This is a genomic window from Kitasatospora sp. NPDC052896, assembly GCF_044547075.1.
In the GTDB taxonomy this organism is placed as follows: domain Bacteria; phylum Actinomycetota; class Actinomycetes; order Streptomycetales; family Streptomycetaceae; genus Kitasatospora.
This window is the reverse complement of sequence record NZ_JBITZU010000030.1, coordinates 63158-84981: the sequence shown is the minus strand read 5'-3', so window position 1 is coordinate 84981 and position 21824 is coordinate 63158. Positions and strand designations below refer to the sequence as shown.

Below are 21824 nucleotides of genomic sequence, written 5' to 3'. Positions count from 1 at the left end.
ATCCGCCGCTACATCATCTGGCGGAACAAGCACGCAACGGACAAACGCCTCCGTCAGATCGTTGACAGGGCGAACGTTGCCTGACGCGGCACTAGACGACTGATGCGAAGGGATGGAAGACGTGGGCTGCCGATGTGCCCAGCCCTCGGGGCTTCGCGAGGACTCCGAAGGTTTTCCGGCTGAAGCGGTCGGTCAGCTCGTGCCACCGGTACGAACCGGCCAGTGCCTCCTGCAGGGCCTCGACGAATTCCACCGCGTCGGGCGGTACGGCTCCGGGCGCCGCGGCGAGGGTGTCCACCCTGGCGGTCAGGAGGGTGTTCACGAGGTCTTCGGCGCCGCGCCGGTCACTTCCGAGTACTTTGCGGGTTACCTCCACACCGTTGTTGCCGATGGTGCCCTCGCCAACCTCCCGGTCGTACGACACGATGTCGTTGTGCAGGCTGACGCCGTCCACGAACGCGTCCAGGGCGGTGCGGAACTCTCGGCGGCCGTGGACGTGCTGCGGGAGCTCGCCGATCGCGTGTTCCATCAGCACGGCGGTGAACTGCAGACCGCCGAAGTCGCGGCGGGCCCCGAGGTATTCGATCAGGTCGGTCACGGAGTGGTCGACGTGTTCGAGCTCCCACAGCACCCCGTCCAGGAAGCGCCGCACGCTGCTGACGAACCGGTCGCGCCAGGGCAAGGTCATGGTCGCGGCCGTGCCGGACCACAGATCGGCGAAGGCCCGTTCCACGGGATTGTCCGGGACGAGCGGCCGCGGAAGGCCATCCAGCGGCAGGAACTGCATGAGGCGTTCCACCTGTGCCTCGGCTGATACCTGGTCGCGGTCGTGCCGGAAGAGCGGCAGGAAGAGGTCGTCAACAAACCACAGTGCCAGGTGCCAGTCCGTGATGAGCTCCAACTCATCGGCGTCAGCGTCCGGGTGGGTCAAGGCGATGAACAGCGGGAAGTCCGCCCGGCTGAACGTCTCCTCGCTCCACCTCTCCGGCCATGCCAGGTACTCCTCGTCGAACATGCCCATCCGCCCCGCCCACTCCTTGGCATGCGCGCGGGCTTGGTCGACATGCGGGTTGAGCCGGGACTGGAAGGGCATGTGGAACTGCGGCTGTGCGAGGAATCCCATGATCGGCAGTTTCCCGCTCCAGGCCCCGATCATGCCGAAGTCACCCGCGAGCGTTGCGTCGCGCGCCACACGCCCCGCCCGTCCGAATCGAAGGGCTCGAGGAACTGATGTCCGAAATCCATGACCTCCGCTCCTACATCTCCGCACTCGAAGCGCTGGGAGACATCCAGCGCATCCCGCGCGTGGTCGACCCGAACCTGGAAGCTTCGGCCGTCACACGACGGTCCACCGAGAACGGCCGGCCCGCCCCCTTCTTCGAGCGCCTCGGCGGAGTCGGTGAGGGTTTCCGCATGATCGGAGCCCCGGGCGCGCTGTCGAGCATTCCCGGGCATCCACTGGCGCGGGTCTCCCTGTCACTCGGCCTGCCGTACACGACGACCGCCGCCGAGCTGGTCGAACGTCTCAGCCGGGCCGGCACCGAGCAGCTGCTCCCACCACGGCGCGTGACAGCCGACTCGGCACCCTGCAAGCAGAACGTCCTGACGGGCGAGGAAGCTCGTCTCGACCGGTTCCCGATCCCGTTCGTCCACCAGGGCGACGGCGGTCCCTACGTCAACACGTGGGGTGTGATCGTCGCTCGAACCCCCGACGGCCGATGGACGAACTGGTCCATCTCCCGGATCATGATGATCGACGGCCGGCGGATGACCGGACTGGTGCTGCCGAGTCAGCACCTCGGCATGATCTGGCGCGAGTGGGAGGCCATCGGTCGGCCGATGCCCTACGCCCTCGTCCAGGGAGGTGACCCGGGCGTTCCCGTCGTCGGCGGAATGACCGTCCCCGCCGAGGTCGACGAGGGCGCGTACCTCGGGGCGGTGCTGGGCAGGCCGGTCGACGTGGTGAAGTGCGAGACGAACGACCTGGAGGTGCCGGCCTCCGCCGAGGTCGTCATCGAGGGCTACCTGTCCGCAACCCGCGATGCCGTGGAGGGCCCGTTCGCGGAGTTCCACGGCTGGGCACTGCCCGAGACCTCGCCACAGCCGCTCTTCAGCATCGAAGCGATCACGTATCGGGACGATCCCGTCTGGCCGCTGGCCGCCGCCGGACGGCCTGTCGACGACTCGCACGTCGCGCCGGCTGCCGGCATCTCCGCCGAGGTCGTCGCGGTCCTGCGGGAGGCGGGACTGCCCGTCACGACTGCCTGGCTGCCGCTCGGCGCCGCCTGCTTCTGGACGGTGATCACGGTTCCGCGGAACTGGCGCGAGGTGGTGCCGGGCATGGACACCGCACGGTTCGTCCACCGCATCGGTGAGGTGCTGAACGGCACCCGGGTCGGCCGGCTCTCCCCGGTCGTCTACGTCCTCGACGACGACGTGGATCCCTCCGACGACTCGGACCTCCTGTGGGCGCTGGCCACCAGGGTGCATCCGTCGCTCCGCCAGGAGCAGTGGCACGGGCCGATCATGCCGTGGTACCCGTGCTTCCTCGAGGAGGAACTGCGCAACGGCTGGGGAGCCGTCGTCGTCCACGACGCCCTGCTCCCCGCGGTGGGGAGCGGACGCGTCCCCCCGGCCACCTTCGACGGCGTCTTCCCGGCGGATGTGCGAGCCAGGGTCCTCGCCGCCGAAGCCGAGCCGGTAGGCGATGCCGACTCCGCCGGGCCGCGCTGACATCCGCCGCGGGGACGGCCGGCCGCGGGCCGTCCCCGTACCGCCGACGGCGCCGGACGTCTCGTCGACCTCCTCGGCGGCCGGGCCGGCGGCCCGCTGCCCACCACCGAAAGCCCGGCCCGACGGGCGGCCTGATGGCCGTTCGTCCGCCGGCCGGCCTCTCGTGCGGCAGCTCGCCGTCACCCGCCGACAGGCATGGCCGGATCACGCCGCCCGGAGCACGGAGTCACGGGAGCTGAGCCACAGTGGCCCGGATCCTCTGCTTCACCGTCGCCCGCAGGGCGACGAACTCGGACTCGGTGATGGTGCCGCGCTTCGCGTCCATGATCTGACGGTGGACGGGGGTCTGCGGCCCGTTGACCTGTCCCCGGGGCACCAGGGAGATCTCGTAGCTGATCCAGTCGGCCTGAAGTTGGTCGGGGAGGCCAAGACGGGCGGGCGGATTTGCGGGCTCTTCCGGGGCCCGCTCCACGGCGGCCGTGACACGGAGCCGGATGTCGTGGTTGCGGCCCTGGACCAGCGGGATTTCCTCCCGCAGGCCGATCTCCATGGCCAACTGTTCGGTGTTCACCGCGTTGGTGCCGATGACGAGGTTCGCGGGAATGCTCGGGCCGCCGTCTCCGTCGCCGATCAAGTGGCACCATTCGTACTTGGCGAGTTGCCCCACGGCCCCCCCGTTGCCCTGGCCCATCCATTGATGAGCCTGGGTGTTGGCCATGGCGGTGGCAGTGCCGCGCTGGCCGTCACGGCGGTCGACCTGCGGTCTCTGGGACAGCCCGGTGGCCTCCCGGGTGAGCTGGCCGAGATTGTCAAAGCCCGCCGCGTTCATGAAGCGCCGGTTGTTGTCGAGGAACTTCGGGTCATGCCGTCCGGGGTGAACGAAGAACACGAAGGGCTGATCCGGGTCCAATGGAAGCGGTGTGAAACCTCCCTGCTGGGCATCCTGTGCCGTCATGTATCCGTCCGGGTCCAGCCCGAAGTCCTGCTCGGCTGTTGCCAGCTGCTGCGCCGGGGGGACTCCGTTCCAGCCCTGGGCGCCAGGGTTGAGACCCCACCGGTCACCGAAGGCGTAGGTGCGCCCACCGGAGCGGCCGCCGGAGCCGCGTGCCACTCGGTTCGTGACGCGGAACCCGAATCCGGGATCGATCAGAGTCTGACTCGTCTGGCCCGTTGGGTCGTTGATCAGTTCGATCTCGTAAGCGAAGAACGACGACTGGTACCTTGCCGGCCAACTGGTCTGCAGTACCTCGCCACGTCGCCCAGCCGCACGCGGCAGCTGGAACGCGCTCTGTACCCGCAGCACCTCCACGTCGTCGCCCGCCTGCGGGCTCAAGTACGCGTGCTGCGGTGCGGGCGGCGCATCCCCGTCCTGACTGAACGTCTCGGCCGGTACGTAGAACGCCACCAGATAGTCGAGCTGGTCCTGCTGCTGCGCCTGTGTCCCTGCGACAGCAGCTGGCACCGTCGGCATCCGCTGGACGACCCCGGCCTCGGGCGTGTGCGGACGGCCTCCCGCCTCGTCGGTCGACCGCTGCACGGGCGCGGCGCTCATCGCGCGCGTCGCGTTGGCCTCCGCCTCCCGCTCGAAGCGGTCGGAGGGGTCGGAGACCTTCAGCCCGCCGCCGTTGTCGGTGCCGGCGACGGGGCCCTGGCGTTGCTGGATGACGTGGGTGAGTTCGTGGGCGAGGGTGTGCTTGTCGCCGCCTCCGTCGCCGATGACGACGTGGCTGCCGGAGGTGTAGGCGCGGGCGCCGACCTCGGCGGCGGAGGCCCTGGCGGCGCTGTCGTCGTGGATGCGGACGTCGGAGAAGTCCGCGCCGAGGCGGGACTCCATGTCGGTGCGGGTCGTCTCGTCCAACGGCTTGCCGCCGCCGCGCAACACGTCGTGAACCGCCGAGCGCTGCACGGGCTGCTCGTGGCCGCAGCCGGCGCCGTGCTGGTGTTCCTCCGGGAGATGGCCGGCCTGGCGCAGCGTCTGCACCACGGCGGCGTTCCCGACGGCGGACTGGAGGGCGAGGATGCCCTGGGTGGACGTCAGACCGGGCAGCTGTCCGACAGCTCCCTGGCCTCTTGCGGCCGCGGGCGGTGCGTCCGCTCGCTCGTCGCCCGACCTGCCGCTGCCGTACGTCCGCACAGGCTTCCCTCTCCCGAAGATCAACGCTCTCAGCCTCTTGCATACCGGCTGACCACGTGCGCTGAACAGGGGCGCATGGGCAGGGTTGCTGCCCGATGGGGAAGCGACGGGGAACCCGACCGTTCCGGGGACCGTCCCTTCGTTTGCGTCTGACGCAAACTGCCTGTGCAGAGCATGCATTGGACATCGTGTCAGGGGTGTTCGACACCGACGTGGTGGCCATCGCGCCGACCCGGTACCCACTGTCCACGGCGAGCCCTGTCGGCGGCCTGTCACTCGTCGACTCGGCGCGGAGGTGCTGCCGCGCGTCCTGATCGCCACCGGCTACCCGTCGCACGAGGCCGCCCAGACTCACCAGGCCGGAACCGCCGGGCCCGCCGCGGCGTGCGCCGCCCGCCGACGTCGTGGACGGCCCAGCGGCGCAGTACGTCCGCCGGCGCGGGAGAGAAGGTCCGGCAGACGTGGTGGCGGTGCGGGTGCGTGCTGCCGCACCGGTTCTTCCCTATGGCGGCGGGTGCGCGGCGGGCGACGCTTCCACACGACACCGGCGGCGCGCCGGCGGGTGGGAGAGGGGGGTGGCATGGCCGACGGGAGCACCGACGACCGCCATCCGTGGAGGCAGTCCGGAATGGAGGGGACGGCATGCTGATCCTGGGGTACGACGATGTCCGGCAGGCCCTGGAAGGCCGCGAGCTGGACGTGCTCGCGGCCGTCCGCACCGCCTACCTGCGGCACGAGCGCGGAAGCACCGCGGTCCCGCACTCGGTCTTCCTGCGCTTTCCCGAGGACGAGCGCAACCGGATCATCGCGCTGCCCGCCTACCTGGGCGGCGAGCAGCCGGTCGCCGGCGTGAAGTGGATCTCCTCCTTCCCCGGGAACCTGCAGTTGGGCCTGGAGCGCGCCTCGGCCGCGATCATCCTCAACTCGATGCGCACCGGACGCCCCGAGGCACTGCTCGAGGGATCCGTCATCTCGGCACGGCGGACCGCGGCCGGCGCCGCGTTGGCCGCGGCCACGCTGCGCGCGCAGATCCCCGACACCGGCGTGTCGCTGATCGGCTGTGGGGTGATCAACCGACAGGTGCTGCGCTTCCTGCGGGCCGCGCTGCCCCAGCTCGAGACGGTCACGCTGTTCGACCTCGACGGCGACCGGGCCGCCGCGTTCGCCCGGCGCTGCGCCGAGGAGGAGCCGGAGCTGAAGACCGGGATCGCCGACCGCGTCGAGGAGGCGCTGGGCGCCCACCCGCTGGTCTGCCTGGCCACCACCGCCGCCGTGCCGCACCTGGGCACCGAGCACTGCCGTCCGGGAGGCCTCGTGCTGCACCTGTCGCTGCGTGACCTGCTGCCGCAGGCGGTGCTGGGGGCCGTCAACGTGGTCGACGACGCCGACCACGTCTGCCGCGCGGCCACCTCGCTGCACCTGGCCGAACAGCAGGTGGGCCACCGCGAGTTCATCGCCGGCACGCTCGGCGGGATCCTCGCCCAGGACCGGCCCTACCAGCGCGACGGGCGGCGGGTCACGGTGTTCTCGCCGTTCGGCCTGGGCATCCTCGACCTCGCGGTGGCCGACCTGGTGCGGCGGGCGGCCGAGGCGGGCGGACACGGCACCTCGGTGGCCGGCTTCCTCGCGGGCGGCGCGGGGTGAACGCCCCGACCGACCTGGTGGCCCGGTCGGATGAACCGGTGCGCCGCCAGCGGTGGGGAAGCCGCGGGCACCAGCGGTTCGAGCAGCGGGCGCGCCGTACCCCGCACACGCCGGACCGGTCGGTGAGGGCGAGGAACTGAGCCACGCGGAGCCGAACGCCCGCGCCAACCGGCTCGCCCACCTGCCGCGCTCGGCCGGCGCGGGTCCCGGGGGGCGTATGCCGCGGCAGGCGCCGGCTGCCTCCGTCGGGTCGGTACCGGAGTCCTTCGGGCCGCTGGTGGTGGGCGCCGCCGTGCCGCCGGCCGAACAGCGGCTGGCGACCGCGCACTTCGTCCCCCCGGTGCTGCGGGCCTTCTCCAGGGTCGCAGCCCCTCGGCATCGGCGCTGCCGGTTGTGCGGATGCCTCCGACGGCTGGTTCGGCCCGTGTGCGCGGGCGCGACCGGGTCCGGCGGCGGATCCGCCGCGTTCGGCGTGCCCAGGGCGGTGACCGGGTTGACGTCGTACCAGCCCGTGTCCCACCGCACCCGAGCCCGCCCAGCCCGTCCGGCGGCAGCGAGGGGGACCAGCGCGTCGTCGCCCGGCCGGGCGACGACGCCGTGCCATCGGCCAGCCGGGGCCCGGTCGGCCCGGAGGGGCGTGCGCGGCGCGGCCCCTGCCGGGTGGGTGCCCCCAGCCTGCTCGGTCCGGGGTGGTGCGCGACAGAGACGGACCGGCAGTACCGGCACACCGCGGACTGCGCGATCCTGCGCCGGATCTTCCCTACGGCCGCACCGAGGGCGCAGGCCACGCTTCCCCCAGGAACGCCGGCCCACCGTGCCGGCCACCAGCGCGCCGAGGAGGCGGACATGGCGGACGAGGACACCGACGAGCGCACCTACTACGTGGTGCTCAACGACGAGGAGCAGTACTCCATCTGGCTCGCGGACCGGGACATCCCGCTCGGGTGGACCCGCGAGGGCACCGAGGGCACCCGGCAGGAGTGCCTCGACCACATCGACCGGGTCTGGACGGACATGCGCCCGCTCAGCCTGCGTCGGCGCATGGAGCAGGCGAGCCAGGGCGCATGAGTACCTCGGTCGGCCAGGCCACCGCTCCGCGGCCGGAGTGGTGCGTGCATGAGCTGTTCGCCGAGCGGGCTGCGGCGGCGCCGGGGTCCGTGGCCCTGGAGTGCGGCGAACGGCGGTTGAGCTACGGCGAGTTGGACGCCCTCTCCAACCAGGTGGCGCACCTGCTGCGGGAGTCGGGCGTGGGTCCGGGAACGGCGGTGGCGGTCTGTGCGGTGCGCGGCCCCGGGGCGGTCGTCGCGCTGCTCGCGGTGCTCAAGGCGGGCGGCCACTACCTGCCGCTGGATCCGGAGTACCCGGCCGAGCGGCTGGCCTTCATGCTGGCCGACTCCGCCGCCGGACTCGTGCTGGTCCAGCCCGAGTTCGCGGACCATCCCGGCCTGGCCGGCCGGCCCGCGGTGCTGCTGGAGGAGGGCTGGCCGGCCGCGGTCGGCCGGCCGCGCAGCGCGCCGGGGGCCGCGGTCACGGCGGCGGACCTCGCGTACGTGATGTACACCTCGGGGTCCACCGGCCGGCCCAAGGCGGTCGGCGTCACCCACCGCAACGTGTACCAACTGGTGCGCGAGGGCCGGTTCGCCGACCTGGGCGCCGGCGAGGTGTTCCTGCACCTGGCCTCGCTGGCCTTCGACGCGGCGACCTTCGAGCTGTGGGGGGCGCTGTGCAACGGCGCCCGGCTGGCGATCCTGCCGGCCGGCATCCCGAGCGCGGCCGCGGTCGAGGCGGCGGTGCGGGAGCACGGCGTCACGCTGGTGCTGCTGACCGCGGGGCTGTTCCAGCACGTGGTGCGTACCCGCCCGCTGGCCTTCGCCCCGGTGCGCCGGGTGCTGGTCGGCGGGGACGTGCTGCCGACGGCCGAGTCCCGCGCGCTGCTGGCGCAGGGGGTGGAGCTGAGCAACGTCTACGGGCCGACCGAGTGCACCGTGTTCTGCTGCGTCCGACGCGGCGTCACCGAGGCCGAGACCCGGGCCGGCGCGCCGATCGGGCCGCCCGTCCCGGGGGCCACCGCGGCCGTGCTGGACGAGCGCGGCGAGCCGGTGGCGGTCGGGGAGCGCGGGGAGCTGGTGGTCGGCGGCCCGGTGGTGGGCCTGGGCTACCTCGGCCGGCCGGCCCTGACCGCGGAGCGTTTCGTCCCCGACCCGCTGGCCGCCGAGCCGGGTGCGCGGCGGTACCGCACCGGCGACCTGGTCCGCCAGGAGGCCGACGGCACGCTGCACTTCGTCGGGCGGGCCGACCAGCAGGTCAAGATCCTCGGCCACCGGGTGGAACCCGGCGAGATCGAGGCCGCGTTGGGCAACCACCCCGAGGTGCGGGCCGTGGTGGTCACCGTGCACCGCACCGCGGCCGGGGACAAGCAACTGGTCGCTCACGTCGCGGTCACCGAGGCGCTGGGCACCCCGGTCGGCCCGCCGTTGCGCGAGTACCTGCGCGGGCGGCTGCCCGAGTACCTGGTGCCGACCGCCTGGGTCCGGCTGGACGAGCTGCCGCTGAGCCCGAACGGCAAGATCGACCGCGCTGCCCTGCCGGCCCCGGCGCCCGGCGCCGACGGAACCGGCCCGGCCCCGGGCAACGCGCTGGAGCAGGCCGTGGCCGAGGTCTGGAGCGAGCTGCTGGGCATCGCCGGGATCGCGGCGGGTGACGACTTCTTCGAGCTGGGCGGGCACTCCCTGCTGGCCACCCAGGTGGTGGCCCTGCTGCGCGAGCGGTTCCCGGTCGAGCTGCCGGTCAGCGCGGTCTTCGAACACCCCACCGTCGCCCGCCTCGCCGCCGAGCTGACCCGGGTGCTCACCGACCATGTCGCACAACTATCCGATGCAGAGGTGGAGTCGATGCTGACGCAGGTGAGCGAGGGATGACCGCACTCCCGACCGAACCCGACCCGACCGACCCGACTGCCCCGACCGACCAGCGCCGAGCCCTGCTGGAGCGCCTGCTGACCGCAGGCCGCAGCGGTGCCGCGGCGGCCGGTGCGATCCCCAGGGCGCCGCGGCCCGGGCCGTTGCCGCTCTCCTTCGCGCAGCAGCGGCTCTGGCTGCTGGAGAACCTGCGGCCGGGCACCGCCGAGTACGTGGTGCCGATCGGCTGGGAGCTGCGCGGGCCGCTGGACGTACCGGCGCTGCGCCGCGCGCTGGAAGCCGTGCTCGACCGGCACGAGGTGCTGCGCACCCGTTACCTGGAGACCGACTCGGTGCCCGGCCAACTGCCGCTGCCGGCCGGCGAGCTGGACTTCGAGCTGATCGACCTCGGCGAGCTGGACCAGGCCGGCGGCGAACGCCGGCTGGCGGAGTTGGTCGAGACCCAGGCGCGCACCCCGTTCGACCTGGGCGGTCGCGGGCCGGTGCGGGCCCGGTTGGCGCGGTTCACCGCGGAGCACCACGCGCTGCTGCTGACCTTCCACCACATCGCCTTCGACGGCGCCTCGGCGGGCCTGCTGGCTCGGGAACTGGGCCGGCTCTACCCGGCGTGCGCCGAGGGGACCGGCCGGCTGCCGGCCGGTCCGGCGGTGCAGTACGCGGACTTCGCGGCCTGGCAGCGCCGGCCCGGTGCCGAGGCCGCGATGGCCGGGCACCTGGCGTACTGGCGCGAGCAGCTGGCCGGTGCCACGGCGCTGGAGCTGGCCTGCGACCGGGTCCGCCCGGCGGTCTTCGACCCGTCCGGCGCCGTGCTGCCGTTCACCGTTCCGGCCGAACTCGCCCAGAACCTCGTCGAGTTGGGCCGCAGCCGGGGAGCCACCCCGTTCATGGTGCTGCTGGCCGCCTACCAGCTGCTGCTGGCCCAGCACGCGGGCCGGGCCGACGTCACCGTGGGCTCGCCGGTGGCCGGCCGGACCCGGGCCGAGGTCCGTGACCTGATCGGTTTCTTCGTCAACACCCTGGTACTTCGCACCGACCTCTCCGGCACCCCGTCCTTCGCGGCGGCGATCGACCGGGTGCGGCAGACCGCGCTGCGGGCGTACGAGCACCAGGACGTGCCGTTCGAGCGCCTGGTGGAGGAGCTCGCCCCCGAGCGTGACCTGTCGCGCAACCCGCTCTTCCAGGTCATGTTCGCGCTGCACAGCCCGGGCTCGTTGGGCTTCGGCGGCGCCGGGGTTCGGGGCACCGCCCTGGAACTGCCTTGGCACAGTGCCAAGTTCGACCTGACGATGCATCTGACCGAGCAGGCCGACGGCTCGCTGCTGGGTCAACTGGAGTACGCCACCGCGCTGTTCGAGCCGGAGATGGTGGCGCTGCTGGCCGATCGGTTCCTCGTCCTGCTGGCGGCGGTGGTCCGGGACCCGCACGCCCCGGTCACCGGTGCCACCCTGCTCTCCGACCGGGAGTCGGCGCAGCTGGCGGCGTGGAACGCGACCGAACGGCGCTACCCCGAAGGGGAGGTGCTGCACGAGCTGGTCCGGGACCAGGCTGCCCGCACCCCGGACGCCGTCGCGGTGCGGTTCGAGGGCGAGCAGCTCAGCTACCGCGAACTGCTGGCCCGCGCCGAGCGCCTGGCGGGCCGGCTGCGCGCCGCCGGAGTCGGCCCGGAACGCGTGGTGGCCGTCTGCCTGCACCGGAGCCTGGAGCTGCCGACCGCCCTGCTGGCCGTGCTGCTGGCCGGCGGCGCCTACCTGCCGCTGGACCCCGGCCACCCGGCGGGGCGGCTCGGCCACATGCTCGCCGACTCGGCCGCCCCCGTGGTGCTGACCTGCGCGGAACTCGCCGCCGGGCTACCGGAGCACCGGGCCGAAGTCATCCTGATGGATCGTCATGACGAGTCGCCGGCCGACGAGTTCATCCCGGTGGAGATGGATCCGCTCAACCCGGCCTACGTCATCTACACCTCCGGCTCCACCGGCCGTCCCAAGGGGGTGGTGGTCCCGCACCAGGGCATCGTCAACCGGCTGCGCTGGATGCAGGACGCCTACGGGCTGCATGCCGAGGACCGGGTGCTGCACAAGACCCCGTTCGGGTTCGACGTGTCGGTCTGGGAGCTGTTCTGGCCGCTGCTCACCGGTGCCACGCTGGTGGTCGCCCGTCCGGACGGCCACCGCGACCCCGGCTACCTGGCCCGGACGATGGCCGCCGAGCGGATCACCACCGCGCACTTCGTGCCCTCGATGCTGCGGGTCTTCCTCGGCGAGCTGCCCGAGCAGGCCGTGCTGGCACCGCTGCGCCGGGTGGTGTGCAGCGGCGAGGCGATGCCCGACGACCTGGCGGACGCCTTCCTGCGCCACCCGGCCACCGCGCACGCCGAGCTGCACAACCTGTACGGGCCCACCGAGGCCTCCGTCGACGTGACCGCCGCCGCCTGCCGGCTCGGCGAGCGGGTCACCATCGGCCGGCCGGTCAGCAACACCCGTGTCCACGTGCTGGATCGCGACCTGCATCCGCTGCCCGTCCGGGTCCCCGGCCAGCTCTGCCTGGCCGGCGTCCAGTTGGCCCGCGGCTACCTGGGCCGCCCGGGTCTGACGGCCGAGCGGTTCGTTCCCGACCCCGACCCGCGCCACCCGGGCCGCCGCCTCTACCTCACCGGGGACCTGGCCCACCTCAACCCCGACGCCACCGTGAGCTACCGGGGCCGCGCCGACCACCAGGTCAAGCTGAACGGCCACCGGATCGAGCTGGGCGAGATCGAGGCGGTGTTGCGCGCCCATCCCGAGGTCGCCGACGCGGTCGTCACCCTGTCCGGGCGGCCCGGCGCGCAGCGGCTCACCGCCCACGTGGTGCCCGCCGGGGCCGCGCCCGACCCCGCCACGCTCCGCCGGCACCTGCGGGCGCAGCTGCCCGAGCCGATGGTCCCGACCGGCTGGACCGCATTGGACCGCATCCCGCTCACGGCCAACGGCAAGCTGGACCACCGCGCGCTGCCCGCCGTCGAGGCACCCGCCCCGGCCGGCGGCGTGGCCCCGCGCACCCCGCTCGAAGAGCTGATCGCCGAGGCCTGGGCACAGGCCCTGGAGACCGAGCGGGTCGGCGTGCACGACAGCTTCTTCGAGCTCGGCGGCGACTCCATCCGCGCCATCCGCACGGTCGGCCGACTCCGCCGGCACGGCCTGGACCTGACCGTCCAGGACCTGTTCCGGTACCGGACCGTGGCCGAACTGGCCGCGGCCGTCGCGCCCCGGGGCGCGGGCGAGCCGGCCCCGGTGCCGGCGCCGTTCGAGCTGCTCACCGCGGCCGACCGGGCGCTGCTGCCGCCCGGGCTGGCCGACGCCTACCCGCTCTCCCAGGTGCAGGCGGGGATGGCCTACGAGATGCTGGCCGGCGCCGAGCGCGGGAGCTACCTCAACACCCTCCGCTACCCGGTCCGCGACGACGCGGCGTTCTCGGCGGACGCGCTGCGGGCCGCCGCGGCGCTGCTGGCCGAACGGCACGAGATCCTGCGCACCTCGGTCGACCTGACGGGTTACGGCGAGCCGCTCCAGCTGGTCCACCGTGGCGCGCTGATCGAGCTGACCCACCTCGACCTGCGCCATCTGCCCGAGCCGGCCCAGCGGCTGGCGCTCACCGCGGCGGCCGAGCGCGAGCAGTTCACCCCCTTCGACCTGGCCCGGCCCGCCCTGCTGCGGCTGGCCGCCTGGCAACTGGACGACCGGCGCTGGCAGCTGGTGGTCAGCTACGCCCACACCATCCTGGACGGCTGGAGCCAGAACTCGCTGGTGCCCGAACTGCTCGGCCACTACCGGGCGATCCGGGACGGCCGCGACCCGGCGCCGGCCGCGCCGCCGGCCGCCCGGTTCGCCGACTCGATCGCGCTGGAGCGGCGGGCCCTGGTCGACGAGCGGGACCGGGAGTTCTGGCGCGACCGGGTGGCCCGTCACCCCGTGCTGCGGGTGCCCGAGGGCTGGTCGGCCCGGAGCCGCCGGTCCGCGGCCGAGCCGGTGGTGCACCAGATGGTCCGGGTCGACTTCCACGACCTGCTGCCGGGACTGCGCGCGCTGGCCGGCGAGGTGGGGGTACCGGTCAAGAGCGTGCTGTTCGCGGCGCACCTGACCGTGCTCGGCATGATCAGCGGGCAGACCAGGGGCACCACCGCCTTCACCACCGGCCTGGTGTGCAACGCCCGGCCCGAGACCCTCGACGGTGACCAGGTCCGCGGCATGTTCCTGAACACCGTGCCGTTCGGCATCACGCTGGCGGCCGACTCCTGGCCCGAGCTGGCCCGGACGGTGTTCGCCGAGGAGACCGCGCTGTGGCCGCACCGGCACTACCCGCTGCCCGCGATGCAGCACGCCTGGGGCCAGGGCCGGCCGTTGGTGGAGGTGTTCTTCAACTACACCGACATGCACGTGCTGGCCGAGGCGGACCTCGACTCGGCGGCGGTCGAGGACCGCACGCCCAACGAGTTCGGCCTCTCGGTCTCCACGCTGCCGGGCGTGCTGGTGCTGGAGGCCTCCTCGGACCGGATCGGCGCCGTCGAGCTGGACCTGTTGGCCCGGACCTACCGCCAGGTGCTGGCCGGCATCGTGGCCGACCCGCGGGCGGATCCGCGCCGCTGCACCCTGCCCGAGCCGGACCGCCGGACGCTGCTGGCGCGCCGCCGGCCACCGGCCCCGGTCCGGCCGGGGCGGGACGTGACCGAGCTGTTCGCCGAGCAGGTCGCCCGCACCCCGGAGCAGCCGGCCCTGATCTGCGCCGGAAGCGAGCTGACGTACCGTCAGCTGAGCGACCGGACGGCCGAGCTGGCGACCCTGCTGGAGCACGCCGGCGTGCGGCGCGGCCAGGTGGTCGGACTCTTCCTGCACCGCGGTGCGGACCTGCCGGCCGCGATGCTGGCGGTGCTCCAGGTCGGTGCCGCCTACCTGCCCATCGACCCGGAGCTGCCGGAGGAGCGGATCGGCTACCTGCTCGCCGACACCGGCGCCGGGGTGGTGCTCACCCACCGGGCGCTGGCCGAGCGGCTGCCCGCTCCGCCGGAGCGGCGGCTGCTGGTGGACGGCGACGCTGTGCCGCGGACCATCCGGCCACCGCGCCGGCCGGCCGATCCGGACGACCTGGCGTACGTCATCCACACCTCGGGCTCCACCGGCCTTCCCAAGGGGGTCATGGTCACCCGCCGCAGCCTGGCCCACTTCCTGACGGGCATCCGGGAACTGCTCCAGCTGCCGGCCGGGGCCCGGGTGGCCGCGCTGACCACGGCCTCCTTCGACCCCTCCGTGCTGGAGCTGTACCTGCCGCTCCTCGTCGGTGCCACGGTGGTGCTGGCCGACACCGAGCAGGCCAGGGACCCGCAGCGGATGGTGGCGCTGCTGTCGGCGACCGCCCCGGCCGTGGTCCAGGCCACCCCGGTCATGCTGCGGATGCTGCTGGACGCCGGCTGGCAGCCGGGCTCGGACCAACTGCTGCTGAGCGGCGGCGAGAAGCTCGCCGCCGAGCTGGCGGCACGACTCACCGCGCGGGGCGCCCAGCTGCGTGACCTCTACGGCCCCACCGAGACCACGGTCTGGGCCACCGTCTCGCGGGTGGCACCGGACGGGTCCGGCCTGGACTGGGCGGCTCTGCCCGGCACCCGGCTACTGGTGCTGGACAACCGCCTGGAGCCGGTGCCGGACGGCGTGGTGGGCGAGATCTACCTCGGTGGGGCCGGGGTGGCCCGGGGCTACCTCGGCCGGCCCGGGCTCACCGCGGCGGCCTTCCTGCCCGATCCGTACGCCGCCGGCCGCCTCTACCGGACCGGTGACCTCGGCCGGTGCGCTGCCGACGGCCGGCTGGAACTGCTCGGCCGGGCCGACCACCAGGTCAAGATCCGCGGCCACCGGATCGAACCCGGCGAGATCGAGGCGGTGCTGCTCGCCAGTCCGCGGGTGCGCGCCGCGGTGGTCCACCCGGTGGACCTGGGCACCGGCGGCGTCGAACTGGTCGCCTACCTGGTGCCGGAGCCGGCCGGCCCCGCCCCCGGGGCCGAGGAACTGCGCGAGCTGGTGGCCCGCACCGTCCCGGACTACATGGTGCCCGCGGCGTTCGTCCCGCTGCCGGCGCTGCCGCTGACGGTCACCGGCAAGATCGACCACCGGGCCCTTCCGGTGCCCGAACGCCTCGACGGGCGGCGGGAGTTCGTCGAGCCGCGGACCGACCCGGAGCGCCTGGTCGCGGCGGCCTGGCGGGAGGTGCTCGGCCTGGAGCGGGTGGGGGCGCACGAGAGCTTCTTCGACCTGGGCGGTCACTCGATGCTGGCCACCCGGATCTCGCTGCGGCTGCGGGAGACGGCCGGTCGGGACGTGCCGGTGCGCGCGCTGTTCGACCACACCACCATCGCCACGCTGGCCGCGGCGCTGCCCGACTACCCGGAGTACCTGCCGGCGCCCGGTCTGCCGCTGCTGGCGGCCCGCCGGCGCAACGGATCGATGGCCCGATGAGCTCCTCGGAGCCGTTGCGGCGCAACCGCGACTTCGTCCTGCTGTGGAGCGGATCCGCGTTCTCGATCACCGGCTCGACCGCCTCGACGGTCGCCGTCCCGCTGCTGGTGCTGGCCGTCACCGGCTCGGCGGCCGCCGCGGGCCTGGCGGGCTTCGTCGCGCTGCTCCCGCTGCTCGTCCTCCCGGTGCCCGCCGGGGTACTGGTGGACCGCTGCGACCGCAAGCGCCTGATGCTCTGGTGCGACGTGGTGCGCGGGCTGAACGCGGCGAGCATCGTGCTGGCCCTGGCGCTGGGCCGGCTGACCCTGCCACAGATCCTCGCGGTGGGGGTGGTCGAGGGCAGTCTCTCGGTGCTCCACGATCTCGCCGCACACGCGGCGGTGCCCAACCTGGTGCCGGACAGCCGGCTGACCGAGGCGCTCTCGCTGGCGGAGGCCCGCGAGCGCGGGGCCACCATGCTGGGCACGCCGCTGGGCGGGCTGCTCTTCGGCCTGGCCCGGGCGCTGCCGTTCCTGTTCGACGCGGTCAGCTACCTGGTCTCGGTGGTGACCCTGCTGCTGATCCGCAAGGACTTCCAGCGGCCGTCCGCCGTGGACCACGAGCAGCCCCGGGAGCCGGTGTTGCCGCAGCTGGCGGCCGGGTTCGCCTGGCTGTGGCGGCAGCCGTTCCTGCGCACCGCGACGCTGGCCGTGGCCGGCAGCAACCTGCTCTTCCGGGCACTCTTCCTGGCCGTGCTGGTGTTCAGCCGGACCCTGGGCGCCTCGCCCGCGGCGGTCGGGCTGCTGCTCGGCGTCGCCGGGGCCGGCGGCCTGCTGGGTTCGCTGGCCGCCTCGTGGTGCCAGCGCCGGCTGCGGCTGCGGACCTTGGTGGTCGGCGCCAACTGGGTCTGGGCGCTGCTGGCGCTCGGCATCGCCCTCACCCGGGACCTGTACCTGCTGGGTGCGCTGTACGCGCTGATGTGGTTCGTCGGCCCGATCTGGAACGTGGCGGTGGCCACCCAGCAGCTGCGGACCACCCCGGACCACCTGCAGGGCCGGGTGCTCGGCGCCGGCGCCCTGCTCAGCGGCGGCGCGCTGCCGTTGGGCTCGCTGGCCGGCGGACTGCTGCTGCAGTACGCCGGCACCGCGACCACCCTCGCCGTGCTGGCCGGCTGGATGGTCCTGCTGGCCGCCGCGGTCACCCTGGCCGGAGCCGTGCGCACGCCGCCGGCCCCCGAACCACCGCACACCATCCCAACCCACCCCGACCTCGAGGTTTCGCAGTGAACCGGACCATGCTCAAGTCCAAGATCCACCGCGCCACGGTGACCCAGGCCGACCTGCACTACGTCGGCTCGCTGACCATCGACGAGGACCTGATGGAGGCCGCCGACCTGCTGGCGGGCGAGCAGATCCACATCGTCGACATCGACAACGGGGCGCGCCTGGAGACCTACGTGATCCCCGGGCCGCGCGGCAGCGGCATCATCGGGATCAACGGCGCCGCCGCCCGGCTCATCCACACCGGTGACCTGGTGATCGTCATCAGCTACACCACGGTGGACGACGCCACCGCCCGGGAGCTGGTGCCCCGGGTGGTGATGGTCGACGCCGCCAACCGGGTGCTCCGGGAGAGCGGGGACCCGGCCGAGCCGGTGCCCGGCACCCGCACCGCGCGCGGCGACCTGGCGAGCGCCTGATGACCCGTCCGCCCGGCGGCGTGCTCGCCGCGATCGGCGACACCCCGCTGGTCGAGCTCACCAGGATCTTCCCGGGCAGCACCTTCCGGACCTTCGCCAAGCTGGAGGCGCACAACCCCGGAGGGAGCGTCAAGGACCGTTCGGCACTGGGCATGCTGCTGGAGCGGATCCGCACCGGGGACCTGGTACCGGGCAAGTCGGTGGTGGTGGAGTCCAGTTCCGGCAACCTGGGGATCGGCCTGGCGCAGGCCTGCCAGTACTACGAGCTGCGGTTCGTCTGCGTGGTCGATCCGCGCACCAACCCGCAGAACATCGCCGTGATGCGGGCCCTGGGCGCCGAGGTGGAGGTGGTGACCGAGCCGGACCCGGTCACCGGCGAGTTCCTGCCGGCCCGGATCGACCGGGTCCGCGAACTGGTCCGCACCATCCCGCTGGCCTACTGCCCCGACCAGTACGGCAACCCGCTCAACGCCCTGGCCCACCGGCACACCATGCGGGAGATCGTCGAGCAGCTGGCGGGCCGGCTGGACTACCTGTTCTGCGCCACGAGCACCTGCGGCACACTGCGCGGTTGCGCGGAGTACGCGCGTGAGATCGGCCTGCCGGTGCGGATCGTCGCCGTCGACGCGATCGGCAGCGTGATCTTCGACCAGCCGCCGGGGGCCCGGCTGCTCCCGGGGCACGGCGCCTCGGTGCGGCCCGCCCTGATGCGACCGGGCCTGGCCGACGAGGTGGTCCACGTGGGCGACCTGGACTGCCTGGTCGGCTGCCGCCGGCTGGCCCGCCGCGAGGCGATCCTGGCCGGCGGCTCCTCCGGAGCGGTGCTCAGCGCGCTGGACACCGTCCGCGGCCGGATCCCGGCCGGCTCGGTCTGCGCGGTGATCCTGCCCGACCGGGGCGAGCGCTACCTGGACACGATCTACAGCGACGCCTGGGCCACCGAGCACTTCGGCGCGGTCAGCCACCTGTGGAAGGACCCGGTGACGGAGGCGCCGCGATGCTGATCCCCGACCGACTCCTCCCCGCCGACCCCGCACCGCCGCGGCGGGTGCCGGCCGACTGGAACGCCACCGAGCGGCCCTACCGCACCGACCGGTGCGTCCACCAGCTCTTCGAGGAGCAGGTGCGCCGCAGCCCTGGGGTACCGGCCCTGGTGGCCGGGGCCGGCCGGCTCAGCTACGCCGAGCTGAACGCCCGGGCCAACCGCCTGGCCCACCTGCTGCGGGCGGCCGGGGCGGGCCCCGAGTCGCTGGTGGCCGTCTGCCTGGAGCGCGGCTTGGACCTGGTGGTGGCGCTGCTGGGGGTGCTGAAGGCCGGCGCCGCCTACGTGCCGCTCGACCCGGAGCATCCCACGGCACGCATCACCGAGCTGCTGGCGCAGGCCCGGATCACCACGGTGGTCTCCGACACGGCGCTGGCCCCGGTGGTCAGGGCCGCGGGAGGGCTGCCCCTGCTGGTCGACCGGCTGCCGGACGGTCTGTCCGCCGCCGACCCCGCGCCCGCGGCCGATCCGGACAACCCGGCCTACGTGCTCTTCACCTCCGGTTCCACCGGCCGGCCCAAGGGCGTGGTGGTGCCGCACCGCGGCGTGGTGAACCGGCTGCTGTGGATGCGCGACGACTGCGGTCTGACGGCCGGGAGCCGGGTGCTGCAGAAGACGCCCGCCACCTTCGACGTCTCGGTCTGGGAGTTCTTCGGTCCGCTGGCGGTCGGCGCCACCTCGGTGCTGGCCCGCCCCGGCGGCCACCGCGACCCGGGCTACCTGCGCGCGGTGCTGGCCGCCGAGCGGGTGGACACCGTGCACTTCGTGCCGTCGATGCTGCGGGAGTTCCTCGCGGCGCTGCGCGAGGAGGCCCCGGACGGGCGAGCGGTGCTGCCCGCACTGCGCCGGATCATCTGCAGCGGCGAGGCGCTGGGTGCCGATCTGGTGCGCGGCGTGGCCGAGTCGATCGGCTGCGAGGTGCACAACCTGTACGGTCCCACCGAGGCCAGCGTCGACGTCACCGCTGCCCGCTGCCGGGCCGGCGAGCCGGTGACCATCGGCCGGCCGGTCGCCAACACCCGCACCCACGTGCTCGATCCGGACGGCGAGGTGCTGCCGCCCGGCGGCGCGGGCGAACTCTGCCTGGCCGGTGTCCAGCTGGCCCGCGGCTACCTGGGCCGCCCCGGTGCCACGGCGGCCGTCTTCCGGCCCGACCCGTCCGGTCCGCCCGGCTCCCGGCTGTACCGGACCGGCGACCTGGCGCGCTGGACCCGGGACGGCCGGCTGGAGTACCTCGGGCGGCTCGACCACCAGGTCAAGATCCGCGGCTTCCGGATCGAACTGGGTGAGGTGGAAGCCGCACTGACGGCCCATCCACAGATCCGCGCCGCCGTCGTGACGGCCGACCAGCCGCCTGCGGGGGAGGCCCGGCTGGTCGGCTACCTGGTCGGCACCGGGCCCGCGGTGCCGGAGATCGGCGCGCTCCGGGCCCACCTGCGCGGCCTGCTGCCCGCGTACATGGTGCCGACCGCCTGGGTGCGGCTGGCCGCGCTGCCGCTGACCGCCAGCGGCAAGACCGACCGTCGCGCGCTGCCCGCGCCGGACGGGCGGCGCCCCGAGCTGGGCACCGGCTACCTGGCCCCGCGCACCGGGACCGAGGCCATGCTGGCGGGTCTGTGGGAGGAACTGCTCGGCATCAGCCCGGTCGGCGTCCACGACCGGTTCCTGGACCTGGGCGGCCAGTCGTTGATCGCCACCCGCCTGTGCGCCAGGCTGCGGAAGCTGACCGGCGCCGAGCTGACCCCGGCCGAGCTGCTCGCCTCGCCCACCGTCGCGCAGCTCGCCGCCGCGTTGCCCGCCGCCACCGCCCCGGAGGCCGGCGTGATCCCGCCGCGCGCGGACGGGCCCGTGCCGCTCTCCGCCGAGCAGCACCGCCTCTGGTTCCTCGACCGGCTCAACCCGGGCAGCACCGAGTACCTGATGTACGACGCGCACCGGCTGAGCGGCCCGCTCCGGCTGCCCGTGCTCGCCGCCGCCCTGCACCGCACGGTCCAGCGCCACGCCACCCTGCGCACCACCTTCCCGGCCCACCGCGGGCTGCCCAGCCAGCTGGTCCACCGTCAGCTGCCGGTGCCGCTGGAGGTGGTGGACCTGAGTGGAGCGCCGGCCGCGGAGCGCGAGGGGCGGGCCCGGGCCGCGCTGCACCGGTACGCCCGGCAGCCGTTCGCGCTGGACACCGGCCCGCTGCTGCGGCTGGTGGTGCTCACCCTGGAGCCGGAGCACCACGTCCTGCTGGCCGTGGTCCACCACATCGTCGCCGACGACTGGTCGATGGGGGTGTTCTGGCGGGACCTGTCGGCCTGCTACCGGGCCGAGCGGTCCGGCGAACCGGTCGAACTCCCGCCGCTGGCGGTCGACTACGCCGACTACGCGGCCTGGCAGCACACCGAGCGCGGCAGCGCGGGCCGGGCGGCGGACCTGGCGCACTGGCGGCGGCACCTGCGGCCCGCGCCGCCGCCACTCGCGCTGCCCGTCGACGGCCCCAGGCCACCGCGGCGCGGCGGGCACGACACCACGGTGGCCTTCACCCTCGACCCGGCGGTGACCGCCGCGCTGCACCGCACCGCCGCGGCCGCCGGCGCCACGCCCTTCATGGCGCTGCTGGCGTGCTTCACCGCGGTGCTGGCCCGCACCACCGGCCAGCAGGACCTGGTGGTCGCCACCTTCACCGCCAACCGCACCAGCGTGGAGTTGGAGGACCTGGTGGGGCTGTTCGTCAACACCCTGGCGCTGCGGCTCCCGGTCCTCCCGGAGCTGTCGTTCCACGAGCTGCTGGCGCGGACCCGGCGCACCGCGCTGGCCGCCTACCGCCACCAGCGGTTGCCCTTCGACCAGGTGGTCGGCGCCCTGCGTCCGCCCCGCGACCTGAGCCGCAACCCGGTGGCCCAGGCCGCCTTCCAGACCCTGGGACCGTTGGCCGGCCGGATCGACCTGCCCGGGGTCGAGGCCGTCCCCTACGCGCAGGGCCAGGGCGGCCATCCGTTCGACGTGCTGCTCACCCTGCGCGAGCGTGGCGCCGGTCTGGACGGCGAACTGCGCTGCCCTGAAGACCTGTTGAGCGAGCAAGCGGCCCGCCGGCTGGCCACCGGCTTCGTGGACCTCGTCCGCGCCGCCGCCGCACACCCACAGCTGGCGGTGGACCGCCTCGGCCGACCCCAAGAAGGAGTGGAAGCATGACCACGCCACCGGCTGCGGCGCC

Annotated in this window: 11 protein-coding genes and 1 pseudogene; 10 read left to right on the top strand and 2 right to left on the bottom strand. The window is 74.0% G+C overall.

The window, feature by feature from the left end:
- Positions 1 to 84, top strand: a pseudogene (locus tag ACIGXM_RS33605) (transposase); the annotation flags it as partial.
- 7 nt (positions 85 to 91) lie between these two features.
- Here ACIGXM_RS33605 and ACIGXM_RS33600 read toward each other — a convergent pair.
- On the bottom strand, positions 92 to 1123 hold the full coding sequence (locus ACIGXM_RS33600) for a terpene synthase (RefSeq protein ID WP_396567683.1): 1032 nt from the start codon (positions 1121 to 1123) through the stop codon (positions 92 to 94).
- A gap of 107 nt (positions 1124 to 1230) precedes the next feature.
- Here ACIGXM_RS33600 and ACIGXM_RS33595 point away from each other — a divergent pair, with 107 nt between their 5' ends.
- Positions 1231 to 2733 carry a UbiD family decarboxylase gene (locus ACIGXM_RS33595; protein ID WP_396567681.1) on the top strand — a complete coding sequence of 501 codons (1503 nt, stop codon included), beginning with the start codon at positions 1231 to 1233 and terminating at the stop codon, positions 2731 to 2733.
- A gap of 226 nt (positions 2734 to 2959) precedes the next feature.
- On the opposite strand, the gene ACIGXM_RS33590 is transcribed toward ACIGXM_RS33595, so the two are convergent.
- Positions 2960 to 4867, bottom strand: a complete 1908-nt coding sequence (locus ACIGXM_RS33590) for a DUF4157 domain-containing protein (protein ID WP_396567692.1) — start codon at positions 4865 to 4867, stop codon at positions 2960 to 2962.
- A 642-nt stretch (positions 4868 to 5509) separates the two neighbouring features.
- Here ACIGXM_RS33590 and sbnB point away from each other — a divergent pair.
- The 8 genes from sbnB (at position 5510) to ACIGXM_RS33550 (ending at position 21802) form a co-directional block, all read left to right on the top strand.
- Positions 5510 to 6511 (top strand): 2,3-diaminopropionate biosynthesis protein SbnB, encoded by a 1002-nt coding sequence (gene sbnB, locus ACIGXM_RS33585; RefSeq protein ID WP_396567679.1) that lies wholly within the window; start codon positions 5510 to 5512, stop codon positions 6509 to 6511.
- Positions 6512 to 7357: 846 nt separating this feature from the next.
- Positions 7358 to 7579, top strand: a complete 222-nt coding sequence (locus ACIGXM_RS33580) for an MbtH family protein (RefSeq protein ID WP_396567677.1) — start codon at positions 7358 to 7360, stop codon at positions 7577 to 7579.
- Positions 7576 to 9429 carry an amino acid adenylation domain-containing protein gene (locus ACIGXM_RS33575; protein ID WP_396567675.1) on the top strand — a complete coding sequence of 618 codons (1854 nt, stop codon included), beginning with the start codon at positions 7576 to 7578 and terminating at the stop codon, positions 9427 to 9429. The genes ACIGXM_RS33580 and ACIGXM_RS33575 overlap by 4 nt, the downstream gene beginning before the upstream one ends.
- Positions 9426 to 15905 carry an amino acid adenylation domain-containing protein gene (locus ACIGXM_RS33570; RefSeq protein WP_396567673.1) on the top strand — a complete coding sequence of 2160 codons (6480 nt, stop codon included), beginning with the start codon at positions 9426 to 9428 and terminating at the stop codon, positions 15903 to 15905. The genes ACIGXM_RS33575 and ACIGXM_RS33570 overlap by 4 nt, the downstream gene beginning before the upstream one ends.
- Positions 15902 to 17170, top strand: a complete 1269-nt coding sequence (locus ACIGXM_RS33565; RefSeq protein WP_396567671.1) for an MFS transporter — start codon at positions 15902 to 15904, stop codon at positions 17168 to 17170. The genes ACIGXM_RS33570 and ACIGXM_RS33565 overlap by 4 nt, the downstream gene beginning before the upstream one ends.
- On the top strand, positions 17167 to 17583 hold the full coding sequence (gene panD, locus ACIGXM_RS33560; RefSeq protein WP_396567669.1) for an aspartate 1-decarboxylase: 417 nt from the start codon (positions 17167 to 17169) through the stop codon (positions 17581 to 17583). The genes ACIGXM_RS33565 and panD overlap by 4 nt, the downstream gene beginning before the upstream one ends.
- Positions 17583 to 18587 (top strand): 2,3-diaminopropionate biosynthesis protein SbnA, encoded by a 1005-nt coding sequence (gene sbnA, locus ACIGXM_RS33555; RefSeq protein ID WP_396567667.1) that lies wholly within the window; start codon positions 17583 to 17585, stop codon positions 18585 to 18587. Before panD ends, sbnA begins: the two co-directional genes overlap by 1 nt.
- Positions 18581 to 21802, top strand: a complete 3222-nt coding sequence (locus ACIGXM_RS33550) for an amino acid adenylation domain-containing protein (protein WP_396567665.1) — start codon at positions 18581 to 18583, stop codon at positions 21800 to 21802. Before sbnA ends, ACIGXM_RS33550 begins: the two co-directional genes overlap by 7 nt.
- The last annotated feature ends 22 nt before the right edge of the window (positions 21803 to 21824 follow it).

Coding starts and splice junctions, on each gene's coding strand:
- sbnB (WP_396567679.1), top strand. CDS start 5,510: ATGCTGATCCTGGGGTACGACGATGTCCGGCAGGCCCTGGAAGGCCGC.
- ACIGXM_RS33595 (WP_396567681.1), top strand. CDS start 1,231: ATGTCCGAAATCCATGACCTCCGCTCCTACATCTCCGCACTCGAAGCG.
- ACIGXM_RS33570 (WP_396567673.1), top strand. CDS start 9,426: ATGACCGCACTCCCGACCGAACCCGACCCGACCGACCCGACTGCCCCG.
- ACIGXM_RS33580 (WP_396567677.1), top strand. CDS start 7,358: ATGGCGGACGAGGACACCGACGAGCGCACCTACTACGTGGTGCTCAAC.
- sbnA (WP_396567667.1), top strand. CDS start 17,583: ATGACCCGTCCGCCCGGCGGCGTGCTCGCCGCGATCGGCGACACCCCG.
- ACIGXM_RS33565 (WP_396567671.1), top strand. CDS start 15,902: ATGAGCTCCTCGGAGCCGTTGCGGCGCAACCGCGACTTCGTCCTGCTG.
- ACIGXM_RS33550 (WP_396567665.1), top strand. CDS start 18,581: ATGCTGATCCCCGACCGACTCCTCCCCGCCGACCCCGCACCGCCGCGG.
- ACIGXM_RS33575 (WP_396567675.1), top strand. CDS start 7,576: ATGAGTACCTCGGTCGGCCAGGCCACCGCTCCGCGGCCGGAGTGGTGC.
- ACIGXM_RS33600 (WP_396567683.1), bottom strand. CDS start 1,123: ATGGGATTCCTCGCACAGCCGCAGTTCCACATGCCCTTCCAGTCCCGG.